We start from the raw sequence: 20,819 nt of genomic DNA, 5'->3' as shown, positions 1-20,819 counted from the left end.
GGTCAAAATACCACACCTCTTTGTGCGCGGGCTTGATTCAAACGCGTTTTCCGGCAAGGCTAAGGGTATGAACATGCAGCCTCCCAGCCGGTTTTCTGCAAACTCGGCCCAGATGCCCGTCGCGTTCGACCGGCGCGAGATGTCATATATCCTGACTGTCTATGGCCGGATGGTCGCCGCCGGAGAATGGCGCGACTATGGTATCTCGAACCTGCGCGACATGGCGGTGTTTTCCATATTCCGGCGCACCGCCGAGCACCCGATCTATCGAGTTGAAAAACACCCGCGTCTGCGCGCGCGACAGGGGATGTACTCGGTGGTGGGCATGGATGGCCGCATTCTGAAACGCGGCCATGATCTGCGCACCGTGCTGCGGGTGCTGGAACGCAAGCTAATCCGGTCTGTTGACCTTGATTAGAGCCGCTTATGCGCGGTCACGGGGCCATCACCCTGTTCCAGAATACGCGTAATCGCCTGATCCATCGGCTCAAAGGTGACGTCCATATGATAGGCATTGGCGTGCAGCAGCATGTTGGCGTCATAGACCCATGCGACATGCCCTTTCCAGAACAGCAGATCGCCGTGTTTCGGGGCGCTACCCGCTGGCAGGGCGTCACCCAACGTCCGTTCCTGATCGCCGCTGTCACCGGGGCAGGTCAGGCCACAGGCCAGCAGTCCCGCCTGCACCAGACCCGAACAATCCAACCCGAACCGGCTGTTACCGCCCCACAGATACGGCGTACCCAGAAACAGCTCGGCCACAGCAACCGGGTCGGTCAGCCGGGTTGTGTTCAACTTGGCGTGCACGGCAGGGATGAACCCCAGTTCCGTTTCCAGAAACCTGCCCTGGTCTGACAGAACCTGCACCCGGCTGCCAAAACTCAGCGAGACCCGGTCGGGGCTTTTCATATCCGGCTGCGCATAGGCATGGGTGGCGGGTGCGGTGATCCAATGCGTATCCGGCACTGGCGCGCCCAACTGGTCCGATGCCACCCAACCGGTATAACCGTCCTTGTCGGCGGTGACCTGGCTCCAATGGTTTTGAGTTTCCGACACGGTGACCGTATCGCCGAACAACAACTGCCGGTCGCGTGGCCCATCGGGACGGCGCAGCAGGTCTGCGACCGGGGTTATGATCCGCAGTTGGGTCACAGGCCCAAAATCTCGGGCAGGGCGGTCAGCAGGGCGCGCGGACCCTGGCCAAACCCACCTTTGCTGCGGCCCGGTGCTTTGCCGGGCTGCCAGGAATAGATGTCGAAATGCATATAGCGGCTTTCGCCCACAAACCGGCGCAGGAACAGCGCGGCGGTGATGGACCCCGCAAACCCGCCCGAAGGTGCATTGTCCAGATCGGCGATACCCGGTTCGATCATCGTCTCATAGGGTTCATGGAAAGGCATTCGCCAGACCGGATCGGCCGCCGTTTGCCCGGCGCGCGCCAGCGCCCCGGCGGCGGTGTCATCGTCGGTGTAGAACGGGGCCAGATCGGGGCCAACGGCGACCCGCGCCGCGCCGGTCAGCGTCGCCATCGAGATCACCAGATCCGGCTGCCCCTCATCTGCCAGCGCCAGCGCATCGGCCAGCACCAGCCGCCCTTCGGCGTCGGTATTGTTGATCTCGACCGTCAGACCCTTGCGCGAGGTCAGAATATCGCCGGGCCGAAACGCGTTTCCAGCCACCGAGTTTTCAACCGCCGGGATCAGCACCCGCAGTTGCAGCGGCAGCTTCAGCGCCATGATCATCCGCGCCAGCCCCAACACATTGGCCGATCCGCCCATATCCTTTTTCATCAACGCCATCGAGTTTCCGGGTTTCAGGTTCAGCCCCCCGGTGTCGAAACAGACCCCCTTGCCGACCAGCGTCAGTTTTGGGCCAGTACTGCCCCAGTTCATCTCGATCAGGCATGGGTCTTGCGTGGCGGCGCGGCCAACGGCGTGGATCATCGGAAAGTTCTGGTCCAGCAGGGCCTGCCCCCGGATCACCGTGCAAGAGGCGTCGAATTCCTGGGCCAGCGCCTCAACCGCGTCCTGCAATTGATCCGGCCCCATATCCGCCGTGGGCGTATTGACCAGATCACGGGTCAGGGCCTCGGCCTGAGCCAGAACTTCAATCTGCGCGCCGTCAATGCCACTGGGTGCAACCAGACGGGCCTTGGCCGGGGATTGCCCGGCATAGCGATCAAAGGCGTAACCAGCCAGCAGCCAACCCAGACATTCGGTGTTCAGCGCGGCGTCGGGTAGGCCTGATGCGATATGATACACCCCTTCGGGCAGGGTTTCGGCGGCAGCGGCCAGCGGAAACCGCTTGCGCCCACGGCCCGCAGCTTTGCCATAGCCCGCCAGCGCGCATTCAGGTGTGCCATCCGATCCCGGGATCAGCAACGCCTGACCCAGAGCACCGGTAAAACCGTTGGCGCGCACCCAGTTGACCACCATATCCGGTTGGTCCGTCAGCCAATCCTCAAGATCAGGTTGCGCAATGACATGCAGCGGCACAGAGGGGTCGGACGGCGGTGCGAAGGACAGGGTCATGGAAATCTCGGCTGGTTCGATTTATCCCCAACCTAGCTGCCCACGGCCCGTCCGCAAGCCCCGTCAAACCGAAAGATCCTGCTGGTCCCAGATAACGGTCAGCGATTTTTCCCCCACGCGGATCAACCGCGACAGGGCCGCGCCCGTCGCCACCGCATCGCCAGCATCCACGGTCTGCGCCACATCCCCGGCCACACGCGCCATTGCGGTCATCCCGATCTGTTCCGAAATCGCCACCAGCGAACGGGCGCATTTGCGCAAGCCCGCCCAATCGCGCTGCCGCCAGAACCGTTCGCAATTCGACAGGCGCACGGCCAGCTCCTCGACCGTGCGGCACAGCACGTCCAGCGCGTTTTTGTCCCCCAACTGACGGTACAGGCTGTTCAGCCGGTCCTGATCCAGACGTACGGATTCGTTATGTTCAAGCGTGATTATCTTTTCCACCACATTCACCCCAATTCCTTGTGCCCCCACGGCGTAGCCCGACTGTGACGGTGAATTCCTTTGCAAAACCTTGCACCCGGGCAGGATAATCACTCGAATTTTCCGCGAATTCAGGGTAGAGCAGCCCTCAGCGAACAACTCAGGGACACTCAAATGGATCATGCCAAGCCTTTGCCGAACTATCTGGTCAAGCGGTATCATGGTTGGAAAGCGACTACTTACGCTGAAAATCAGGTCTGGTATCGCCGACTGGCCACCGAAGGGCAGCGTCCGCGCGCTATGGTCATCTCGTGTTGCGACAGCCGGGTGCATGTCACATCCATCTTCGGCGCCGATCAGGGTGAGTTCTTTATTCACCGCAATATCGCCAACCTTGTGCCGCCTTACGCGCCGGACGGCGATCACCACGGCACCAGCGCCGCGATTGAATACGCGGTCACCGCGCTGAAAGTGGCGCATCTGATCGTGCTGGGCCATTCGCAATGCGGTGGCGTTCAGGGTTGCATCGACATGTGCAAAGGCCAGGCCCCCCAGTTGGAGGCAAAAGACAGCTTTGTCGGGCGCTGGATGGATATCCTCAAACCAAGATACGATCTGGTTGCTGATGTTGAGGACAGCGATGAGCAAGCGCGCCAATTCGAACGGCAGGCGGTTGTGGCCTCGCTGGAAAACCTGATGACCTTCCCGTTTGTGTCCTCGGCGGTTGACGACGGATCGCTCAGCCTGCACGGGCTGTGGACCGATATCGGGGAAGGCGGGCTGCAATGCTATGACCCGACCGAGAAGAAATTCGCCGTGGTCTGACCGACCCCGATCATTTCCGTTTCAGACGGCGCGGATCAGACCTCTGATTTCGCGCCGTTTTTTGTTATGCTCGACCTGCCTTTTCGGATCAGGAGCGCGCCATGCGATTTGTTAAACGTATTCTTCTTACCCTGCTTGTCCTTGTTCTGGCTCTGGCCGGAGCGTCCTATCTGCTGCCCAGCAAAGCCGAGGTGTCGCGCAGCATCACCATAGATGCGCCCGCCAGTGCGATCTTTCCTTATGTGAATTCGATGCAACAGACCGAGAAATGGTCGCCCTGGCTGTCCCGCGATCCGGAAACCAAACTGTCCTACAGCGGCCCCGAAACGGGCGTGGGCAACACGCTGAACTGGACGTCAGAGCACCCGCAGGTCGGCACCGGCTCGCAAGAGATCATCCAGAGCGTCCCGGATCAGACAGTCCAAACCGCGCTGGACTTCGGGCCGATGGGCACGGCAACGGCGCTGTTTGACCTGGTGCCCGAGGGCGACCAGACGCAGGTCAAATGGGGTTTCGAATCCGAACTGGGACTGAACCCCCTGTCACGCTGGATGGGGCTGATGATGGACACATGGGTCGGCAGCGACTATGAGCGCGGCCTGACCAACCTCAAGGCACTGGTTGAGGGGCAGGGGTGAGGGAAGGGAGCGCTGCTGTTTGGTTTGAGCCCTTACCGCTCGTCAATCGCATTCCGGTCTTTTGCGTTTGCAGCAAGTTGCGAAGCGCGCAAACCGGACGTTCGGAAACCCGGAACCAAGCAGAGCCACGGCGAGAAGGTCATCAAGAATATTGCCGGGAATCCAGCGCCGCGACGGTTCGTTGTAACGGCGGGCACCATTGGATTTTGGACCTTAGACCGTGGCATTTATCCCAAGTGAGGAGCGCGGCATCCCAGTCAGTCACGGGACGTGCTTCAAACTCCTAGTGGAGGTCAAACGGGATTCGGTTGAACCAAGTCGTCATGTCGCAGGTATCAGGCAAGCTGATGAGAGAGAAAAGCGATCCAGGTTGGGGAAAACATCGGTTGACTGCAACCATTCGCTGAGTAGCGTGCTGCGCAGATGTCCAATAAGGTGTTTGTGCAATACCGATTGATTGCCAATATGAAGAATGTTTCTGTCAACAATTCAGAAGGTTGCTGATCAAATGAAAAGTAAAAGTTGGCCAGCCATTTGCTTTTGGCTGAGCGCGACGCTGTTGTCCCTTCCTGCCACGAGCGAAGAACGAACAACCGAGAATGAATGGGAACTGCCCGAAATCTCCGTTTGCCTGGGGGAACAGCCTCTGACTCTTCCGCTGGTCCCTCTGTTGATGCTTACTCAACCCGACAATTCCCTGATGGACTTTCGTCCGATGAGACGAATGGACGAGACAGAGATCAAGGGCCTCGTTGAAGCCAGCCCTTATGAAGCCCGGAGCATTCTGTACTTGACGCCAGGTTCCCGCAGTTCGGAGCCACCGTTGTTGGAGATGCTGCTTGGTCACCCATCGCCGTACAATATCAGTGATATCAGAATTTATTCAGGGTCTTGGTCCAGTCTGGATAAGTGGATGCGCTATTTCCCAGAAAACAAAACGACCCAATCGGGAACCCATCGTTTCATTCCAAAGGCTGTTAGTTTCTTTGGCCAACCTGTTCAGGCGACCTGCTATCACGGCATCCCTCCCAGAAGCCAAGATCCACTAGTTCGTCAATGTAGCCTAGGGGGCCTAAGCCCTAACAACAGCTCAATTCAATTCAGTATTAACACCGGGCGCGACCTTGAAGGGCATTGGCCCACACAAGACTTCGATTGGGAGACCCTCGACATGACCGGGTGGGCTGAGCCCCTGGCCGCACTGGAACAGGCCATCTTGAATCTCAACACTAAGGACGAAGACAAATCTCGATGCAATTGAATCAAGAGCAGTTCACATTTCTTACGGCGGTGATCAACGGCGAATTTTCCAACCAAACTATGTTTGAAGGTACGTCAGATAAAGTAGCCAGGGTGGATTACATCGCACAATTGGCGCCAGAACTTTACGATGCTTACACTTACATCGGATTGGCTACAAAGGGTCACTTGGACTCACACCCAGAAGCGTCATTTTATCTAGCCTTAGCTTCGATCGTAGAGAACCAGCCGGGTGTTGATACCCCGGTCTGGCTTTGGCTGCGTGGTGCTGCTGAGGTTAATGTCGGGCAACCGCAGTGAAGCTACACTTTGTCCGCATAGCTGCTGTCCACGGCTCTAAAACACTGTTTCTTTGATCTAAAGCCCGCTTCATGTTCATTGCCGCCGTCGCTGAGGCCCAGTGCTGCAAGGGCAGCGAAGGTCTGTTTGGCGTGGCCTTCCGACCAGTTCAAGCGCTGCGCCGCGAAGGTCGGCTCCGTTGGCACTATAGACAGGCAAGGCTTCTTGCCTACCCTTGCCAAATCAAAAAAGCCCCGCCTGTTTAAGGCGAGGCTTGAAGGTGGTGGTGCCTGTTGTTTTCGGTGGCCCTCAGCCCTTTTTCAGAACTTCGCGGCCCAGCAGTTCGGCGATCTGTATGGCGTTCAGGGCGGCGCCCTTGCGCAGGTTGTCAGAGACGCACCACAGGTTCAGGCCGTTCTCAATCGTCGAATCCTGACGGATGCGGCTGATGAAGGTGGCGAAGTCGCCTGCGCATTCGATGGGCGAGACGTAGCCGCCGTCTTCACGCTTGTCGATCACCATGATACCGGGGGCCTCGCGCAGGATATCGCGGGCCTCATCCTCGTCGAGGAATTCCTCGAACTCGATGTTCACGGCCTCGGAATGGCCCACAAACACCGGAACGCGGACGCAGGTGGCTGTGACCTTGATCGAGGGGTCGACGATCTTTTTGGTCTCGACCACCATTTTCCATTCTTCCTTGGTCGAGCCGTCTTCCATGAAGACGTCGATCTGCGGAATGACGTTAAAGGCGATCTGCTTCTGGAATTTCTTCGGCGGAACGTCCGTGGTCGGATTGTAGATGGCTTTGGTCTGATCCCAAAGCTCATCCATGCCGTCTTTTCCCGAGCCCGACACCGACTGATAGGTCGAGACAACGACGCGCTTGATCCGGGCACGGTCATGCAGCGGCTTGAGCGCGACAACCATCTGCGCGGTCGAGCAATTGGGATTGGCGATGATATTCTTGTTCTTGTAGTCGTGGATCGCCTGCGGGTTACATTCCGGCACGATCAGCGGGATGTTCGGATCATAGCGATACAGCGACGAGTTATCGATCACCACACAGCCCACGGCCGCGGCCTTTGGGGCGTAAACCTTGGTTGCCTCTGATCCCACAGCAAACAGCGCCATGTCCCAGCCGGTAAAATCGAAGGTATCCAGATCCTGGGTTGTCAGTGTCTTGTCGCCAAAGCTGACCTCGGTGCCCAGCGACCGACGGCTTGCCAGCACGGCAAGTTCATCGACGGGGAACTGGCGTTCAGCCAGGATGTTCAGCATTTCGCGGCCCACGTTACCCGTGGCGCCGACGACAACGACGCGATAGCCCATTTTGTTTCTCCTGAATAAAGGACGCGCGTTCATAGCCGCGTTGCAGAAAAGAAAAAAGGGCTTTCGGTGCTGATTTCAGCGAATGACATCGAATTGAAGCGGTTCGGCCTGCCTTAATCCGCGTTTAGCAGTGATCGGTAGACGTTGACGATGGATTGCGCCTCGCCTTCGATTCGAAAATCCTGCTCGACATGGGCGCGGGCGGCCTGCCCGGCAGCGGCCAGCTGTGCCGGATTGTCCAGCATCTCCCCTAGCGCGTCAGCCAGCGCGGCGACACTGTCCTTTTCCACCAGACGCCCGGTCACGCCGTCCTGTATCTGTGCGCTAAACGCGCCGACACCGTGGGACGCGATGGCGGGCACGCCCGAGGCCATCGCCTCGATCGGGGTCAGGCCGAACCCTTCGTGGCGCGCAGGCGCGACAAACAGATCCAGCGCGCGATAGGTTTCGACGATCTCGTCCCACGGGCGCTCGCCCCGGAACTGAACCCGGTCGGCAAGACCGGCAGCGTGCAGCTTTTCTTCCTGCTGGTGCTGAAAGGTTTCGAATTCTTTGGTGGCGCGTCCGGTGAACACAATGCTGACGTCGGGATGGTCGGGCAGCACCCTGATCGCGGCGTCCACCAACAGATCGACGCCCTTTTGCGGCCGGATACGGCCAAAGCAGCCTATCACGATCCCTTCTGGCAGGCCGAGCCTGGCCCGCAGCGCGGATTTGTTGTCGGCGGGGTGAAACAGATCGGTGTTCACCCCGTGCATGATGACCGTGGACGGGTGTTCAAGGAACGAGGCAGCCTGCGGTGTGGTGGCAATCAGCGCGTCCATCTTGGAAATCAGCCATTTGGTGAACCCGGAATGATCCCGCTGCGCCGCCGATGTGAACAACAGCTTTAGATTCCGCCGCAAAACGGTTCTGAGAAACAGCCCCATCAGCATTTCCGTGTTGCGGCGCGCGTGCCAGACCCTGCGTGTTTGGTTGGACAGGAACGGAACCCTGATCAGCCGTATGTGGGGCAGGTCGTTCGGCAGACCGGGGCCGGTCGCTACGATCCCGATCATTTTTTTCTGAATGGGCAGCAGGCGGATGACCGTTGTGGTCACCCCGGACAGGCTGTGTTTGAGGTTGGGCGCAATCACCTCGATATCCTGCACAGCACGTTCTCCTGATGTCAGTCCACGCTATCCCGGCTGAACAGATAGATCACGCAGCCGATGGCCAGCGTGACCGCAAAAAAGCCGAATATCGCTGTGTAGGGCGCAGTTGGGCTGATGTCCACTGTGGCCGCGTGGATGCGGCCGGTGACGAATTGCGCCAGACCCACACCGCCGATGCCAAAGAGATTCAGCAGGGTCATCCCGCGCCCGACCAGATGCGGGGGTACAAAGGCGCGGCCATGGGCCATGATCACCGGAAAGCTGGCCCCCATGAACCCGATCACCGCCATCAGCGCGACTGACAACCAGACAGCGTTGTCGATCCACATACACATCAGAACCAGCCCGACCGCGCCCAGTGTATTGCCGCCGAAGATCACCCATTTCCGTGTGCCAAACATCCGGTCCAGCGGCCCATAGGCAAAGGTTCCGGCGATCATCGCCGCCCCCATGATCAGCGTGGCGGTTCCGATCTGCGTGGTGCTGAGGTTGAAAATGTCGTTCAGATACGGCCCGGCCCACAGGCCCCGCGTCGCCGCCGAGGGGGCATAGGCCACCAACATCAGCGGCATGATCGCCCAGAGCGCCGGTTCTTTCAGCAGGTCCAGCACCGATCCCCTGTGTTCGGTCTCTACCCGTTTGGGGTCATGCACCTTGGCCCAGATACCCAGCGCGATCACGGCGGAAAACACTGCCAGCGTCGCCATCGTGGCGCGCCAGCCCATCAGGTCAACCGCCAGCGCCGTGGGGTATGAGGCGACAAGATTGCCGACCGATCCGACTCCCAGCATCACTGCAGCCAGCGTCGCAAAGCGGGCGGGCGGGTATTCACGCGCAAAGATGTAATAGGATGCCATCAGAACCGGCGAACACCCGACACCAATCAGCCCCATGGCGATGGCAATGTGAAAGGGGGTCGACGCGACTGCAAACAAGGCTGCGCCACCCGCGCCGCCGACCATCAGCAATACAGCCGCCGTCAGCCGCGGCCCAACCCGGTCCAGCGCCCAGCCGACGGGCAACTGCATGGCGGCAAAGACCAGAAACCAAAGCCCCGAGGCAAAGGCCAGATCCTCGGGCGTGGCACCGATATCGCGGCCCAGATCGACGCTGAGTACCGCCAGAAACGCGCGAAAGAACTGGCTGAGCACATAGCCCAGACACAACACAACCAGACCTGCCTTCATGAAACGCCCCTCTTCCCCACGTTGCGCAGAAAGGCTTGGCACGTTGCAGTGCCACGCACAAGCGCGTGTGCTATGATGATTTCACCGGACACCGGTCACAATCAGGCTATCCTGAGTTTCAAAGATCACTCCGAGGTGCCAATGAAAGACGCCCAGGCCGCGTTCTATGACAGCCTTCCCCTGCAACGGGATTTTTCCCGACTGACCGAGCCTGCACGGTTTACAGCGGTGCCGGGCGACTGGGTGCTGGGGGTTGCGGATATCGTCGATTCCACCGGGGAAATCGCCAAAGGGCGGTACAAGACCGTCAATATGGTGGGTGCTGCGGTGATCTCGGCCATGATCAACGGGTTGCAGGGTAAGGAATTTCCTTATGTCTTTGGTGGGGACGGTGCCGGATTTGCCGTACCTGCGGGCGCGGCGGAAACCGCGCGCGCCGTGCTGGCAGACCTGCGGCGTTGGGCCGAAGAGGAATTTTCGATCTCATTGCGCGGTGCGTTGGTGCCCGTTGCCGAGGTTCGCCTTGCCGGCAAAGATCTGCGGGTTGCGCGGTATGCGCCATCAGACGGGGTGGATTACGCCATGTTCTCGGGCGGCGGTCTGGCCTGGGCCGAGACGCAGATGAAGGCGGGTCAATTTATGGTGCCACCCGCCGATCCGGGCGCGCAGCCCGACCTGACCGGTCTGTCCTGTCGCTGGTCCAACAGCCGGGCGCGGCACGGTCAGATCGTTTCAGTCGTGGTGCAGCCAACCTCCAAGGCGACGGAAAGCGATTTTGCCGATCTGTCGCATTCGGTTCTGTCCGCGGTCGAGGGGTTGGAACGCGCAGGTCATCCGGTGCCTGAAAACGGCCCGCCGATCAATTGGCCGCCCCCCGGTGTGGATATCGACGCCCATGTGTCCCGCGAAGGGCGCAACCTGTTTGCGCAAAAGCTCAAACTGCTGGGGCAGAATCTGCTGATTGCACTGTTGTTCAGGACCGGCAAACAATTGGGCGCGTTCGATCCCCGACATTATCGGCATATGGTCAGCCGCAACGCCGATTTCCGAAAATTCGATGACGGGCTGAAAATGACGCTGGATTGCGATCCAGCCACGCTGGAACAGATCAGGATGATGCTGGAACAGGCGCGCGGGCAGGGTAAAATCCGCTATGGCCTGCATGCGCAGGATGAGGCGATGATGACCTGTTTTGTGCCATCCGCCACGCGGGATGATCACGTGCATTTCGTCGACGGGGCCTCGGGCGGGTATGCGCAGGCCTCCGCTGCGATGCGGGGCTAAGGCGCGCTACTTTGCCTTCCACTGGGTTGCCAGCGCGCGTGAGGCGTTGGCCAGAACCATCACATCGATGCCCACCGCCAGAAATTGCGCGCCCATCTCCAGATAGGTCTGCGTTGCCTCATCATTCGTTCCCAGAATGCCGGGCGCTTTGCCCGCCGCCCTGATCCGCGCCAGTGCATCGGCAATTACCGCGCGCACCTCGGGGGCGGCGCTGTTGCCCTGATGGCCCATATCGGTGGACAGGTCTGCCGGTCCGATAAAGACGCCATCAACACCGTCGACCTGCAGGATTTCATCCAAAGCGGCCATTCCGGCGCGGTTCTCGACCTGAACCAGCAGGCAAATCTCCTGATCCGCCGTCTGGATATAGTCCGGAGTAGTCCCGTACATCGTGGCCCGTGACGCCGTTGCCCCGACCCCGCGCAGGCCTTCGGGTGGATAGCGGCAGGCGCGCACCAGTTCCCGCGCCTGATCGGCGCTTTCGACAATGGGCACCAGAATGGTCTGCGCCCCGGCATCCAGCACGGTTTTGATCAACCATGTCTCACCCACCGGCACACGCACCACGGGATGGGACGGGCTGGCCGCCAGCGCCACCAGCTGATCCCGGATCGAGCGGATGTCGTTTGGCGCGTGCTCGCCATCAATCACCAGCCAGTCGAACCCGGCGGTTCCCATGATCTCGGCGGTGACGGGTTCGGCAAAGCTCATCCAGCAGCCGATCTGCTGTTTTCCCTGTTTCAGAGCCTGTTTGAAGGTGTTCACTGGGGCTGCCATGGGGTCTCTCCTGTCTCAATCCTTCAGGGATCGGGCGATTTCGGTGATGACGTCAAACGCCATCTTTACATCATCTTCTGTGGTTTCGAACTGTCCGGCCTGAAACCGGATCACCAGATCGCCATCGACGCGGGTTTGGGTTAGATAAATACGCCCATCATCGTTGATGGCGTTCACCAGCCGTAGGTTCAGGTCATCCAGATCGGCGTGCCCGTCGGGTGTGTAACGGAAGGTCCACAGCGACCACATGGGCGGTGTGATGATTTGGAAATCGGGTTCACCCGCCAACCGGTCATGCAGATCATGGGACCAGTTGACATGATTGCGCAGGCGCGCGCGCAGCCCCTCAAGCCCATAAGCGCGGATCACGAACCACAGTTTCAGCGCCCGGAACCGGCGGCCCAGAGGCACCGACCATTCCGAATAGTTGATGATCCCGTCTTTGCCGTGGGTTTTCAGATACTCGGGGCTGATCGCCAGCGTCTGTACAAGATCATCAGGGTTTTTCAGGAAATGCGCGCAGCAATCGAACTGGACACCCAGCCATTTATGGGGGTTGAAAACGATACTGTCGGCCTGTTCAACCCCTGGCCAATAGTGGCGGTATTCGGGACAAATCATCGCCGATCCGGCCCAGGCCGCGTCCACATGGGAATACAGCCCGTATTTGCGCGCGATCTTCAGGCAGTCATCGACCGGATCGGTTGCCCCTGTTCCGGTCCCACCCACACACAGAATGACACCGGCGGGCTGGAAACCAGAGTCTAAATCGGCCTGAATTGCAGCTTCCAGCGCGTGCGGGTCCATGCCGCGCCAGCCGCCTTTGATTGGCACCCGCACCAGATTGTCCTGCCCAAGCCCCGAGACCCAGATGGCGCGGTCAATCGACGTATGCACCTCGGACGAGCAATAGACGCGCAGCGGTTTCTGCCCAAACAGCCCCCGGCTGTTACCCTGCCAATTCAGGGCCTTTTCCCGCATGGTCAGAACGGCAGCCAACGTGGCGGACGAGGCCGAATCCTGAATGACCCCGGCAAACCCCTGTGGCAGGTCCAGCGCCTGACGCAGCCAGTCCATCATCCGCGTCTCCATCTCGGTCGCGGCGGGCGAGGTTTGCCACAACATACACTGTGGCGCGATGGCGCTGGCCAGAAATTCCGCCAGAACCGACGGGGCCGAGGCGTTCGAGTTGAAATAGGCAAAGAACCGGGGGTGCTGCCAATGGGTAATGCCGGGCATCACGATATCTTCGAAATCGCGAAAGATATCCTCGATCGCCTGCGCCTGTTCCGGCGGCTGGGCGGGCAGGGCGTTCAGAACCTCGCCCGGTTCGGTTCGGGCGCGCACTGGTTTGTCGCCCACGGTCTGGTGATAATCCTGCGTCCATTCCGCGACTTTCTTGCCCCAGTCAGAGAATTCGTCCCACTTCATCGCAAACCCCGGTAAGATTGGCTCGGGTGAATCCCTGCCATTGTTGTTACGCCAACAGTGATGGGCATTCGGCATCGAAGGTCAACGATCTTTGCACATGGTGATAGTCTGGCAACCAACAGGTCCTTGGTTGTCATAGTGGACAAGAGTCTAAATATGGGAATGACATACAGCCCCCCCATGGATTCCGATTGCGTAGTTGCAGTGCTGCCTGATTTCGTTCAAGATTTCTTATGACCCATGATCTGCCTTTGACGTCACGCTCTTTGCCCATCGCATTGTTGCGGGCGCGGGAAAGGGTCATGGGCCCACTGCGCAAGATGCTGGCCAATGCGGGTGTAACCGAACAGCAATGGCGCGTGCTGCGGGTTCTGAAGGAAGAAGGCCCGCAGGAACCGACACATATCGCCGAACGGGCATGTCTGTTGTTGCCCAGCCTGACCCGAATTCTGCAAAAGCTTGAGGGTAAGGGCCTGATCGCGCGCCGGGTCCATCCCGGCGACAAGCGCCGTCAGATCATCGACATCACCGCCAAGGGTGAACAGATCATCCAGGACAATATGCAGGTCACGCTGCGTCTGGCCGAAGATATACGAACGCAGCTGGGGCCAGAGCGGCACGAGGCTCTGCTGGACCTGCTGAACGATTTACATGATTTGAAAGCCTGATCCCAAGATCAAACCCCGCCGGAGACCTTAGGGCAATCTCCGACGGGGTGGCCAGACTTGTTCTGGATTATTTGCCTGGCCAGGGACCGGTTGCGCCACGTGCGTTTCGGCGGTCCGGCCCACGATTCAGAGAACGTGCCCACCCGAAAATAAGGCTGGCCTCGGGCGCAAAAGCTCCTGGGGGAAGGATCTTTGGCCGTAGTTCTCCGAAATAGTTGCACCCGGTGGCTGACGCATAGCGCTGGCTACGAAGGGTGTCTTCAAGTTTTGGCGGACGCTTGGGAATCCGCCGATCGCGTGAGCGGTGGTCAAAGCGCACCACCTGCCGTCTGACAGGGAATTTTGCACTCTGCCATTCAGGAATCTAGGGTGGAACGCGTGTTTTCCAAGATGCCGGGGTCCAATTGTGAACAGCCCTGTGGTGTGGCACTTGCGGGTCGATATGTCTGCATTTCTGACCATTCTCGCGCCTTTTTAGGCTGTTTTGCGATGATAAGGCCATTAACGCAAATCCCTGCCCGTTGTTAAACAGCCCGTCTTGGCACATCGGAAATCAAGCCAATCCACGCCGAAACACATTACGGATGCTGGCGGATTCCGGCGCGCGCGTCGCATGTGTGTCCACGACTTGTCCGCGGGCCTATCTCAACTAATATACGACCTGACGCATAAGGGGGATCCGATGCCGGACAGTATGTTTTCCATTCCCGATCCAGTCGCAATTCCGGTTGTCGGCGCAGGGTCGACCTATCCGGTGGGCAGGATTTTCTGTGTTGGCCGCAATTATGCGGCCCATGCGGCTGAAATGGGCCATGATGTTGATCGTGAAGCACCGTTTTACTTCACGAAATCCGCACCTAACGCCATTCTGACCGGGGCAACGGTACCCTATCCACCCGGAACGGAGAATTTCCATCATGAGATGGAATTAGCTGTGGCCATTGGCAAACCGGTGTTTCAGGCCAACAGCGAACAGGCCTGGGATGCGGTTTACGCCTATGGCTGCGCATTGGACATGACCCGCCGGGATCTGCAAATCCGCGAACGCAACAAGCAACGGCCCTGGGATTTGGGCAAAGATCTGGAAAATGGCGCAGTGTTCGCGCCCCTGACCCGCGCCACCGATTGGTCGCCAGAGGATGACAAGCGCATTCATCTGAGCGTGAACGGTAAGCTGCGTCAGGATGCGAAACTGGATGAGTTGATCTGGAAGATTGACGAGATCATCAGCCATCTGTCGGGATTCTATCACCTGCGGCCCGGTGATCTGATCCTGACCGGAACACCCGCCGGGGTCGGCCCGGTTCAGGCAGGGGATGTTATCGAAGGTGGAATTGACGGTCTGCAACCGATCCGCTTGTCGCTATCTGACGCTGAATAGACCCTATTTCGGGGCTTTTAGCCAGTCTTTGGCGTATTCCACATCGTCCAGCCCGGCAAAGCGGCGGACCCGGTCCAGCTCTGATTGCAGGCGACGCGTGCGCGCATCCGACCAGCGAACGGATCGTTCCGGCCATAGCGCGCTGACCTGCAAAACCCCGCGGTCGCGTTGTGCCTTCATGTCGATGCGACCAATCATGCGATCCCTTTCGAGCAGGGGGAAGACGTAGTACCCATAGGTCCGCTTGGCGGCGGGAACAAAGACCTCGATCCGATAGTGGAACCCGAACAAACGCTCGGCCCGGTTGCGATCACGCAGCATGGGGTCAAACGGGCTGAGTACCCGGATACGGCCCGGAGGTGCCGGTACATTGGTGTCAGCCAAACCGGGGCGGGTCAGCAGCTTCCGCAACCGCCCATCCGCACAGGTGATTTCGATTTCCTGCAAATCACCCTGTGTTAGACCCTTATCGCACCATTGCTTTGCCTCTGAAACGCTGACCGTATCCCAAAAGGCCGCCAGTTCGCCGGGCGTTGCAAACCCCAGCCGGTCCAGTGCCGCGTTGCACAGCCAATCGACGGTTTCATCGGCACTGCAGGGCAGTTTGCCCGGGCACAGATGCGTGTCGATCACCCGTTCGGTCAGGTCGTATCGCTTTTGAAACCCGTTGCGCCCAACAACCGTCAGCGCACCAGATCGCCACAGAAACTCCAGCGCAGTTTTTGAGGGGTGCCAGTCCCACCAGCCGCCAGAGCCCTTCTTTTCATCCTTACCCACATCCGAGGACGACACCGGGCCATGATCGCGGATATGCTGCAGAACGGTTTCAAACTGCTGTTCGAACCCATCCCGACGCCAGTTTTTCCAGCGGGATTTCAGCAGGTCGGCATCGCGCTGAAACCGCAGATGCCAATGCGGGTAGAACGCCATCGGGATGACGGCTGCGTCATGGGTCCAATGTTCGAACAGCGCTTTGTCACGCTCATACAAACGCTTTAGGTTGTTGGCGCGATACGAGGGGCGGCGCGAAAACAAGATCATGTCGTGGGCGCGGGCCACGGTATTGATGCTGTCCAGTTGCACAAAGCCCAACCGGTGGATCAGATCCAGCAGATCCGCGCCCTTGGATCCGCCAACGGGCGGTTCCGCCAACGCATGATGATCCATGAACAGCGCCCGCGCTGTTTTGTTGTCCAGACGTTGTATGGCCATGGCCTTAGCGCCGTTTCAGCGTGTCGCCAAAGCTGATCTTGGGGGTCAGGGTCACGCGGGTGTCGACCTCGGCATTTGGCTCTGCCAGTTGGGCCGCGATAATTTCGGCTGCCTTGCGCCCAATCTCCAGCCGGCAAGCATCCATCGTGGCCAGTTTGCGCGGCAAGCCCTGCAGCAGTTCGACATTGTTGAACCCGGCCAGACCGATCTGCCCCGGTATGTCGATCCCCTGATCCAGCAGGTACAACAAGCCGCCTGCGCCGATCAAATCGTTGGAAAAATACAGGAAATCCAACTCGGGCGAGCGTTCCAGCATGGCCTGCGTCATTTCACGCCCTTTGGCCAGGGCGGACCCACCGGAATAGAACTCGCGATCCTCGATCTCGACGCCGTGTTTGCCCAATACTTCGGTGAAGCCTTCGAACCGTTTGCGGGCGCGGTGGTCCAGCGGCATTTTGGTGCCCATAAAGCCGATATGCTCATACCCGGCCTTCAGGATCGCCTGGGCCATCTCGCGCCCGGCGCGGCGATGCGAAATGCCCACCATCGCGTCCACCGGTTTGCCATCGGTGTCCATGACCTCGACCACCGGAATGCCCGCCGAATCCAGCATGGCGCGGGCTGCGTCTGTATGTTCCAGCCCTGCGATGATCACGCCCGACGGCCGCCACGAGAGCATCTCGTACAGCACCTTTTCTTCCTTCTCGGGCAGATAGTCGGTGACGCCCACCACGGGCTGCAATTCGGTGTCTTCCAGCACCTGATTGACGCCGGTCAGCACCTCGGGGAAGACCATGTTCGATAGCGACGGGATGATCACAGCCACCAGATTCACCCGGCTTGAGGCCAGCGCGCCTGCGATCTTGTTGGGTACATATCCCAGATCTTTTGCGGCGGCCAGAACGCGGGTGCGGGTGGCGTCAGAGACGTCGCCCCGGTTCCGCAGAACCCGGCTGACCGTCATTTCCGATACTCCGGACGCCTCTGATACATCGCGAAGGGTAAGCGGGCGTTTGGTTTCTGTGGTCACGACGGGCACCTGCACTGTTGTTTTGCCCGATGGTAGCGTGAACAGGGCGCGATTTACAACTGTTGTGCAAAGGTCATGACAACCCCGAAAAACCAAGATAGAGAGAGCCTTGCGCGGCCCCGTGGCTCAACTGGATAGAGCAGCCCCCTCCTAAGGGGCAGGTTGCAGGTTCGAATCCTGCCGGGGTCGCCAGATCGACGCAGGTGCTGTTCCAAGAACGGGGCCGCGGTGGTTGGTCAAGGTCGCGGGCGACATCCCGACTGTCAGCAGAGCGCCGCAGACGCTTAGGAATAAGCCATATTCGTTTGATCCGACAGCTTGCCTGAAATCAGCGCGGCAAGGGCCACCATGATTGCGGCGGTGCCCAGAACCAGCGGCAGTCCTCCGACCTGATAGGTCAGGCCGGACAGCACGGTGCCCAGCAAACGGCCCGTCGCGTTGGCCATATAGTAGAACCCCACATCCATCGTCACCCTTTCAGACTTGGTGAAGGTCAGGATCAGGTAGGAATGCAGTGACGAATTGACCGCAAAGATCGCCCCGAACACCAGCAGGCCCAAAACCAGCGTGACCGTCAGCCATGTTTCGGGGCCGGATGACAGCAACACTGCCACTGTCAGCGCAGCCGGAATGCAGAACAGGGCCGCCGCCCAGCGGCGTGCGTCGCCGATCAGGTCAGCTTCGGTGCGGTCGGCTGCCCGCAGGATTCGCGGCGCGCTGGCCTGAACCGCGCCATAGAGGATGACCCAGACTGCCATGAAGGTGCCGATCATGAAAAACGCGGCGCGGTTGCCGTCTTCGGTGCCATCTGACAGCACGGCGTAAAAGTAAATCGGGATGCCGACCACAAACCACACGTCCCGCGCGCCGAACAGAAACACCCGTGCTGCCGACAGCCAGTTCACATTGGCGGATTTCGAGAAGACCTCGGAAAACTTCGCACCCTTGCGGCCACGGGGCAGACCGGGCGGCATGAACAGCGCCACGGCAAACAGGATCACAGCCAGCACGTTTGCCATGACCAAGGCCGCCCAGACAAAACCCAGCGTCGCCAGCAGGCCCGCGCCCAGCAAAAAGCCCAGTCCTTTGACCGCGTTCTTGGATCCGGTCAGGATGGCGACCCATCGAAACAGCCCTCCGCCCGTTGTGGGGGCCAGCAGTTTCACTGCCGATTTCGAGGACATCTTGGCCAGATCCTTAGCCACGCCGCTGGCGCCCTGAACGATCATGACAAAGACAACTTTGGTTAGAATCGCCCAGTTAGGGTCTAATTGTGTCAATGCCAGCAGGGCGGCAACTTGTAACGCGAGCCCGGCATATAGTGTCGAAGTCAACCCGAACCGCGCGGCGATCCAGCCGGCGGCCAGATTGGTGCCGATCCCGGCGATTTCGTAGAGGACAAACAGATAGGCCAACTGAACCGGGGAAAAGCCCATGGTATGAAAGTGCAGCAGCACCAGCATCCGCAGCGCCCCGTCGGTCAGCATGAACGCCCAATAGGCCGCTGTAACCGCGATATAGGCGGACTGGCCTTCGGGCTTCTGTGTCACAGCGCGTCTCCGACCATCAGGGCAACGTCGACCAGACGATGCGCATAGCCCATCTCATTGTCGTACCAGGCGTAAATCTTTACCTGCGTCCCGTTCACCACCATGGTCGAGGGCGCATCAATGATCGAGGACCGTTGATCATTGGTGTAATCGGTCGACACCAGGGGGCGGGTTTCATAGCCCAGGATGCCCTTCAGCGCGCCTTCGGCGGCGGCCTTGAAACATGCGTTGACCTCTTCGACGGTGGTTTCGCGCTCTACCTCGAACACGCAATCGGTCAGCGAGGCGTTCAGCAGCGGCACCCGCACCGCATGGCCGTTCAGCCGGCCTTTGAGTTCCGGGTAAATCAGCGTGATGGCGGTGGCCGATCCGGTGGTGGTCGGGATCAGCGAATTCAGCGCGGAACGCGCGCGCCGCAGGTCCTTGGCGGGGCGATCGACGATGGTTTGCGTGTTGGTCACATCATGGATCGTGGTCATCGACCCGTGACGAATCCCGAGGTTTTCGTGGATCACCTTGACCACGGGGGCCAGGCAGTTGGTGGTGCAGGACGCCGCCGTGACGATATGATGTGCCGCCGGATCATAGGTGTCTTGGTTCACGCCCATCACGATGTTGGCCGTGGGCCCGTCCTTGACCGGGGCCGAGACCACAACCTTTTTGACACCGGCTTCGAAATACGGGGCCAGCTTGGCTTCGGTCTTGAAAACACCGGTGCAGTCGATCACCACGTCGACACCGTCCAGGGGCAGGGCGCTCAGGTCCTTGGTGCCGATGAAGGGCAGGCGCGTGCCGTTGATGGTGACGCTGTCGGCGTCATGGTCGAACGCAGCGTCCCAACGCCCATGCACCGTGTCGAATTCCAGCAGATGCGCATGCATTTCGGGGTCGCCGACCGCATCGTTGATCCAGGCGATTTGCGCGCCTTTTTCCAGCAGGGGTTTCAGGGCCAGTTTTCCCATCCGGCCCAGGCCGTTTACAGCATATGTCGTCATTTCGCGTCCTCGTTGGGCGTTCTGCCGATGTCATCGACAGCAGATTGCAAGGCGATCCGGTCGAGGCTTTCGACCGGCAAAGATGTGAAGGCTTCGATCCGGCGTTTGAGCGCGCCATAAGCGTTCTGGAACGCCAGGCTTTTCTCGGCATCCGTGCCTGTGGCTTTGACCGGATCGACCATGCCCCAATGACCGCTGATCGGCTGACCTTCCCAGGCGGGGCAGTCTTCGTTCGCGGCCTGATTGCAGACGGTAAAGACAAAATCCATTTCGGGCGCGCCCGGCGCGGCGAACTCGGACATATGCTTGGACCGCAGGACCGAGGTGTCATGCCCCTTGTCCTTAAGCACCCGCACCGCAAAGGGGTTGAGTTCGGACGTGGGTTGGGTTCCGGCGGAATACACGTTGAACCGGTCTCTGCCCAACGCGCGCAGCAGCGATTCAGCAAAGATCGAGCGCGCGGAATTGCCCACGCACAAAAACAATACATTGAACTTGCGGTCCGTCATGGCGTCAATTCCTTGCGCAAAGGGCATGCAGATATCAGGGCGACCACGGCAGCAATCCAGGACCAGAAAATCCAGCATTTGCTGCACGTTCTTCATATCGATCGAATAGAGCAGAGAGGTTCCTGACCGTTCCTGCGTCACAAGCCCCGACCGTTGCAGCGCATTCAGGTAATTCGACAGTGTGCTGGCTTTGATACCCAGTTCTACCGCCAGTTCTCCTGCGGGGACAGTGTCAGGAAAACGTCGCATTAACATGCGAAACACGGAAATGCGCTGCGGATGGCCAAGGATGGCCAGTTGGTCGGTGATCTCTTCTATCATATTTCATGAAATACAGAAATAAAGATTGCACG

The 20,819-nt window shown here is 59.5% G+C and carries 21 protein-coding genes and 1 tRNA gene; 9 read left to right on the top strand and 13 right to left on the bottom strand.

Annotated elements, in window-relative coordinates; all coding sequences use genetic code 11:
• Positions 1 to 67: 67 nt before the first annotated feature.
• Positions 68 to 418, top strand: a complete 351-nt coding sequence (locus tag JT51_RS15155) for a DUF2794 domain-containing protein (protein WP_037314546.1) — start codon at positions 68 to 70, stop codon at positions 416 to 418.
• Here the strand turns inward: JT51_RS15155 and JT51_RS15150 are convergent.
• The 3 genes from JT51_RS15150 to JT51_RS15140 form a co-directional block, all read right to left on the bottom strand.
• Positions 415 to 1,152 carry a C40 family peptidase gene (locus JT51_RS15150; RefSeq protein WP_037314542.1) on the bottom strand — a complete coding sequence of 246 codons (738 nt, stop codon included), beginning with the start codon at positions 1,150 to 1,152 and terminating at the stop codon, positions 415 to 417. The two genes, JT51_RS15155 and JT51_RS15150, sit on opposite strands and share 4 nt — an antisense overlap.
• The gene (locus tag JT51_RS15145; RefSeq protein WP_037314539.1) at positions 1,149 to 2,531 is read right to left on the bottom strand and encodes a leucyl aminopeptidase family protein; all 1,383 of its coding nucleotides are present in this window, start codon (positions 2,529 to 2,531) and stop codon (positions 1,149 to 1,151) included. The genes JT51_RS15150 and JT51_RS15145 overlap by 4 nt, the downstream gene beginning before the upstream one ends.
• Before the next feature lie 63 nt (positions 2,532 to 2,594).
• Positions 2,595 to 2,984, bottom strand: coding sequence for a hypothetical protein (locus JT51_RS15140; protein ID WP_037314536.1), 390 nt, complete (start codon positions 2,982 to 2,984; stop codon positions 2,595 to 2,597).
• A gap of 144 nt (positions 2,985 to 3,128) precedes the next feature.
• Between JT51_RS15140 and JT51_RS15135 the strand changes: the two genes are divergently transcribed.
• The 4 genes from JT51_RS15135 (at position 3,129) to JT51_RS15120 (ending at position 5,977) form a co-directional block, all read left to right on the top strand.
• Positions 3,129 to 3,779, top strand: coding sequence for a carbonic anhydrase (locus JT51_RS15135; RefSeq protein WP_037314534.1), 651 nt, complete (start codon positions 3,129 to 3,131; stop codon positions 3,777 to 3,779).
• Positions 3,780 to 3,880: 101 nt separating this feature from the next.
• Positions 3,881 to 4,417 carry an SRPBCC family protein gene (locus JT51_RS15130; RefSeq protein WP_037314531.1) on the top strand — a complete coding sequence of 179 codons (537 nt, stop codon included), beginning with the start codon at positions 3,881 to 3,883 and terminating at the stop codon, positions 4,415 to 4,417.
• A gap of 472 nt (positions 4,418 to 4,889) precedes the next feature.
• Positions 4,890 to 5,678: a hypothetical protein gene (locus JT51_RS15125; RefSeq protein WP_037314529.1), complete on the top strand. Its 789-nt coding sequence runs from the start codon at positions 4,890 to 4,892 to the stop codon at positions 5,676 to 5,678.
• A complete protein-coding gene (locus tag JT51_RS15120) occupies positions 5,669 to 5,977 on the top strand; it encodes a hypothetical protein (RefSeq protein WP_037314527.1) in 309 nt (102 codons plus the stop codon). The genes JT51_RS15125 and JT51_RS15120 overlap by 10 nt, the downstream gene beginning before the upstream one ends.
• Before the next feature lie 288 nt (positions 5,978 to 6,265).
• Here the strand turns inward: JT51_RS15120 and JT51_RS15110 are convergent, their stop codons facing one another.
• The 3 genes from JT51_RS15110 to JT51_RS15100 form a co-directional block, all read right to left on the bottom strand.
• Positions 6,266 to 7,288, bottom strand: coding sequence for an aspartate-semialdehyde dehydrogenase (locus tag JT51_RS15110; RefSeq protein ID WP_037314522.1), 1,023 nt, complete (start codon positions 7,286 to 7,288; stop codon positions 6,266 to 6,268).
• A 113-nt stretch (positions 7,289 to 7,401) separates the two neighbouring features.
• Positions 7,402 to 8,439, bottom strand: coding sequence for a glycosyltransferase family 4 protein (locus JT51_RS15105; RefSeq protein ID WP_037314520.1), 1,038 nt, complete (start codon positions 8,437 to 8,439; stop codon positions 7,402 to 7,404).
• 17 nt (positions 8,440 to 8,456) lie between these two features.
• Complete coding sequence (locus JT51_RS15100) at positions 8,457 to 9,629, bottom strand: MFS transporter (protein WP_037314518.1); 1,173 nt, start codon at positions 9,627 to 9,629, stop codon at positions 8,457 to 8,459.
• 141 nt (positions 9,630 to 9,770) lie between these two features.
• Here JT51_RS15100 and JT51_RS15095 point away from each other — a divergent pair, with 141 nt between their 5' ends.
• Positions 9,771 to 10,913, top strand: a complete 1,143-nt coding sequence (locus tag JT51_RS15095) for a DUF3095 domain-containing protein (protein WP_037315367.1) — start codon at positions 9,771 to 9,773, stop codon at positions 10,911 to 10,913.
• A 6-nt stretch (positions 10,914 to 10,919) separates the two neighbouring features.
• Here the strand turns inward: JT51_RS15095 and JT51_RS15090 are convergent, their stop codons facing one another.
• Together JT51_RS15090 and JT51_RS15085 are read right to left on the bottom strand one after the other, a co-directional pair.
• On the bottom strand, positions 10,920 to 11,690 hold the full coding sequence (locus JT51_RS15090) for an aldolase/citrate lyase family protein (RefSeq protein WP_037314516.1): 771 nt from the start codon (positions 11,688 to 11,690) through the stop codon (positions 10,920 to 10,922).
• 15 nt (positions 11,691 to 11,705) lie between these two features.
• Entirely contained in the window at positions 11,706 to 13,121 is a 1,416-nt protein-coding gene (locus JT51_RS15085) for a pyridoxal phosphate-dependent decarboxylase family protein (protein WP_037314511.1), read from the bottom strand.
• Between the two features lie 233 nt (positions 13,122 to 13,354).
• On the opposite strand from JT51_RS15085, the gene hpaR reads away from it, so the two are divergent.
• Together hpaR and JT51_RS15075 are read left to right on the top strand one after the other, a co-directional pair.
• Positions 13,355 to 13,789 carry a homoprotocatechuate degradation operon regulator HpaR gene (gene hpaR, locus JT51_RS15080; RefSeq protein WP_037314508.1) on the top strand — a complete coding sequence of 145 codons (435 nt, stop codon included), beginning with the start codon at positions 13,355 to 13,357 and terminating at the stop codon, positions 13,787 to 13,789.
• A gap of 682 nt (positions 13,790 to 14,471) precedes the next feature.
• Positions 14,472 to 15,170 (top strand): fumarylacetoacetate hydrolase family protein, encoded by a 699-nt coding sequence (locus JT51_RS15075; RefSeq protein WP_037314505.1) that lies wholly within the window; start codon positions 14,472 to 14,474, stop codon positions 15,168 to 15,170.
• Between the two features lie 3 nt (positions 15,171 to 15,173).
• On the opposite strand, the gene JT51_RS15070 is transcribed toward JT51_RS15075, so the two are convergent.
• On the bottom strand, positions 15,174 to 16,382 hold the full coding sequence (locus tag JT51_RS15070; protein WP_037314503.1) for a winged helix-turn-helix domain-containing protein: 1,209 nt from the start codon (positions 16,380 to 16,382) through the stop codon (positions 15,174 to 15,176).
• A gap of 4 nt (positions 16,383 to 16,386) precedes the next feature.
• On the bottom strand, positions 16,387 to 17,412 hold the full coding sequence (locus JT51_RS15065; RefSeq protein ID WP_037315364.1) for a LacI family DNA-binding transcriptional regulator: 1,026 nt from the start codon (positions 17,410 to 17,412) through the stop codon (positions 16,387 to 16,389).
• A gap of 115 nt (positions 17,413 to 17,527) precedes the next feature.
• On the opposite strand from JT51_RS15065, the gene JT51_RS15060 reads away from it, so the two are divergent.
• A tRNA-Arg gene (locus JT51_RS15060) sits at positions 17,528 to 17,604 on the top strand.
• A gap of 92 nt (positions 17,605 to 17,696) precedes the next feature.
• Here JT51_RS15060 and arsJ read toward each other — a convergent pair.
• From arsJ to JT51_RS15045, 3 genes are read right to left on the bottom strand one after another with little or no spacing between them, the layout of a single operon-like run.
• The gene (gene arsJ / locus JT51_RS15055; RefSeq protein ID WP_037314500.1) at positions 17,697 to 18,962 is read right to left on the bottom strand and encodes an organoarsenical effux MFS transporter ArsJ; all 1,266 of its coding nucleotides are present in this window, start codon (positions 18,960 to 18,962) and stop codon (positions 17,697 to 17,699) included.
• Entirely contained in the window at positions 18,959 to 19,957 is a 999-nt protein-coding gene (locus JT51_RS15050; protein ID WP_037314497.1) for an ArsJ-associated glyceraldehyde-3-phosphate dehydrogenase, read from the bottom strand. The genes arsJ and JT51_RS15050 overlap by 4 nt, the downstream gene beginning before the upstream one ends.
• A complete protein-coding gene (locus JT51_RS15045) occupies positions 19,954 to 20,787 on the bottom strand; it encodes a MarR family transcriptional regulator (RefSeq protein ID WP_037314494.1) in 834 nt (277 codons plus the stop codon). The genes JT51_RS15050 and JT51_RS15045 overlap by 4 nt, the downstream gene beginning before the upstream one ends.
• Between the last annotated feature and the right edge of the window lie 32 nt (positions 20,788 to 20,819).

The organism is Ruegeria halocynthiae (assembly GCF_000743705.1).
In the GTDB taxonomy this organism is placed as follows: domain Bacteria; phylum Pseudomonadota; class Alphaproteobacteria; order Rhodobacterales; family Rhodobacteraceae; genus Ruegeria; species Ruegeria halocynthiae_B.
This window is presented reverse-complemented; position numbering and strand designations above follow the sequence as displayed.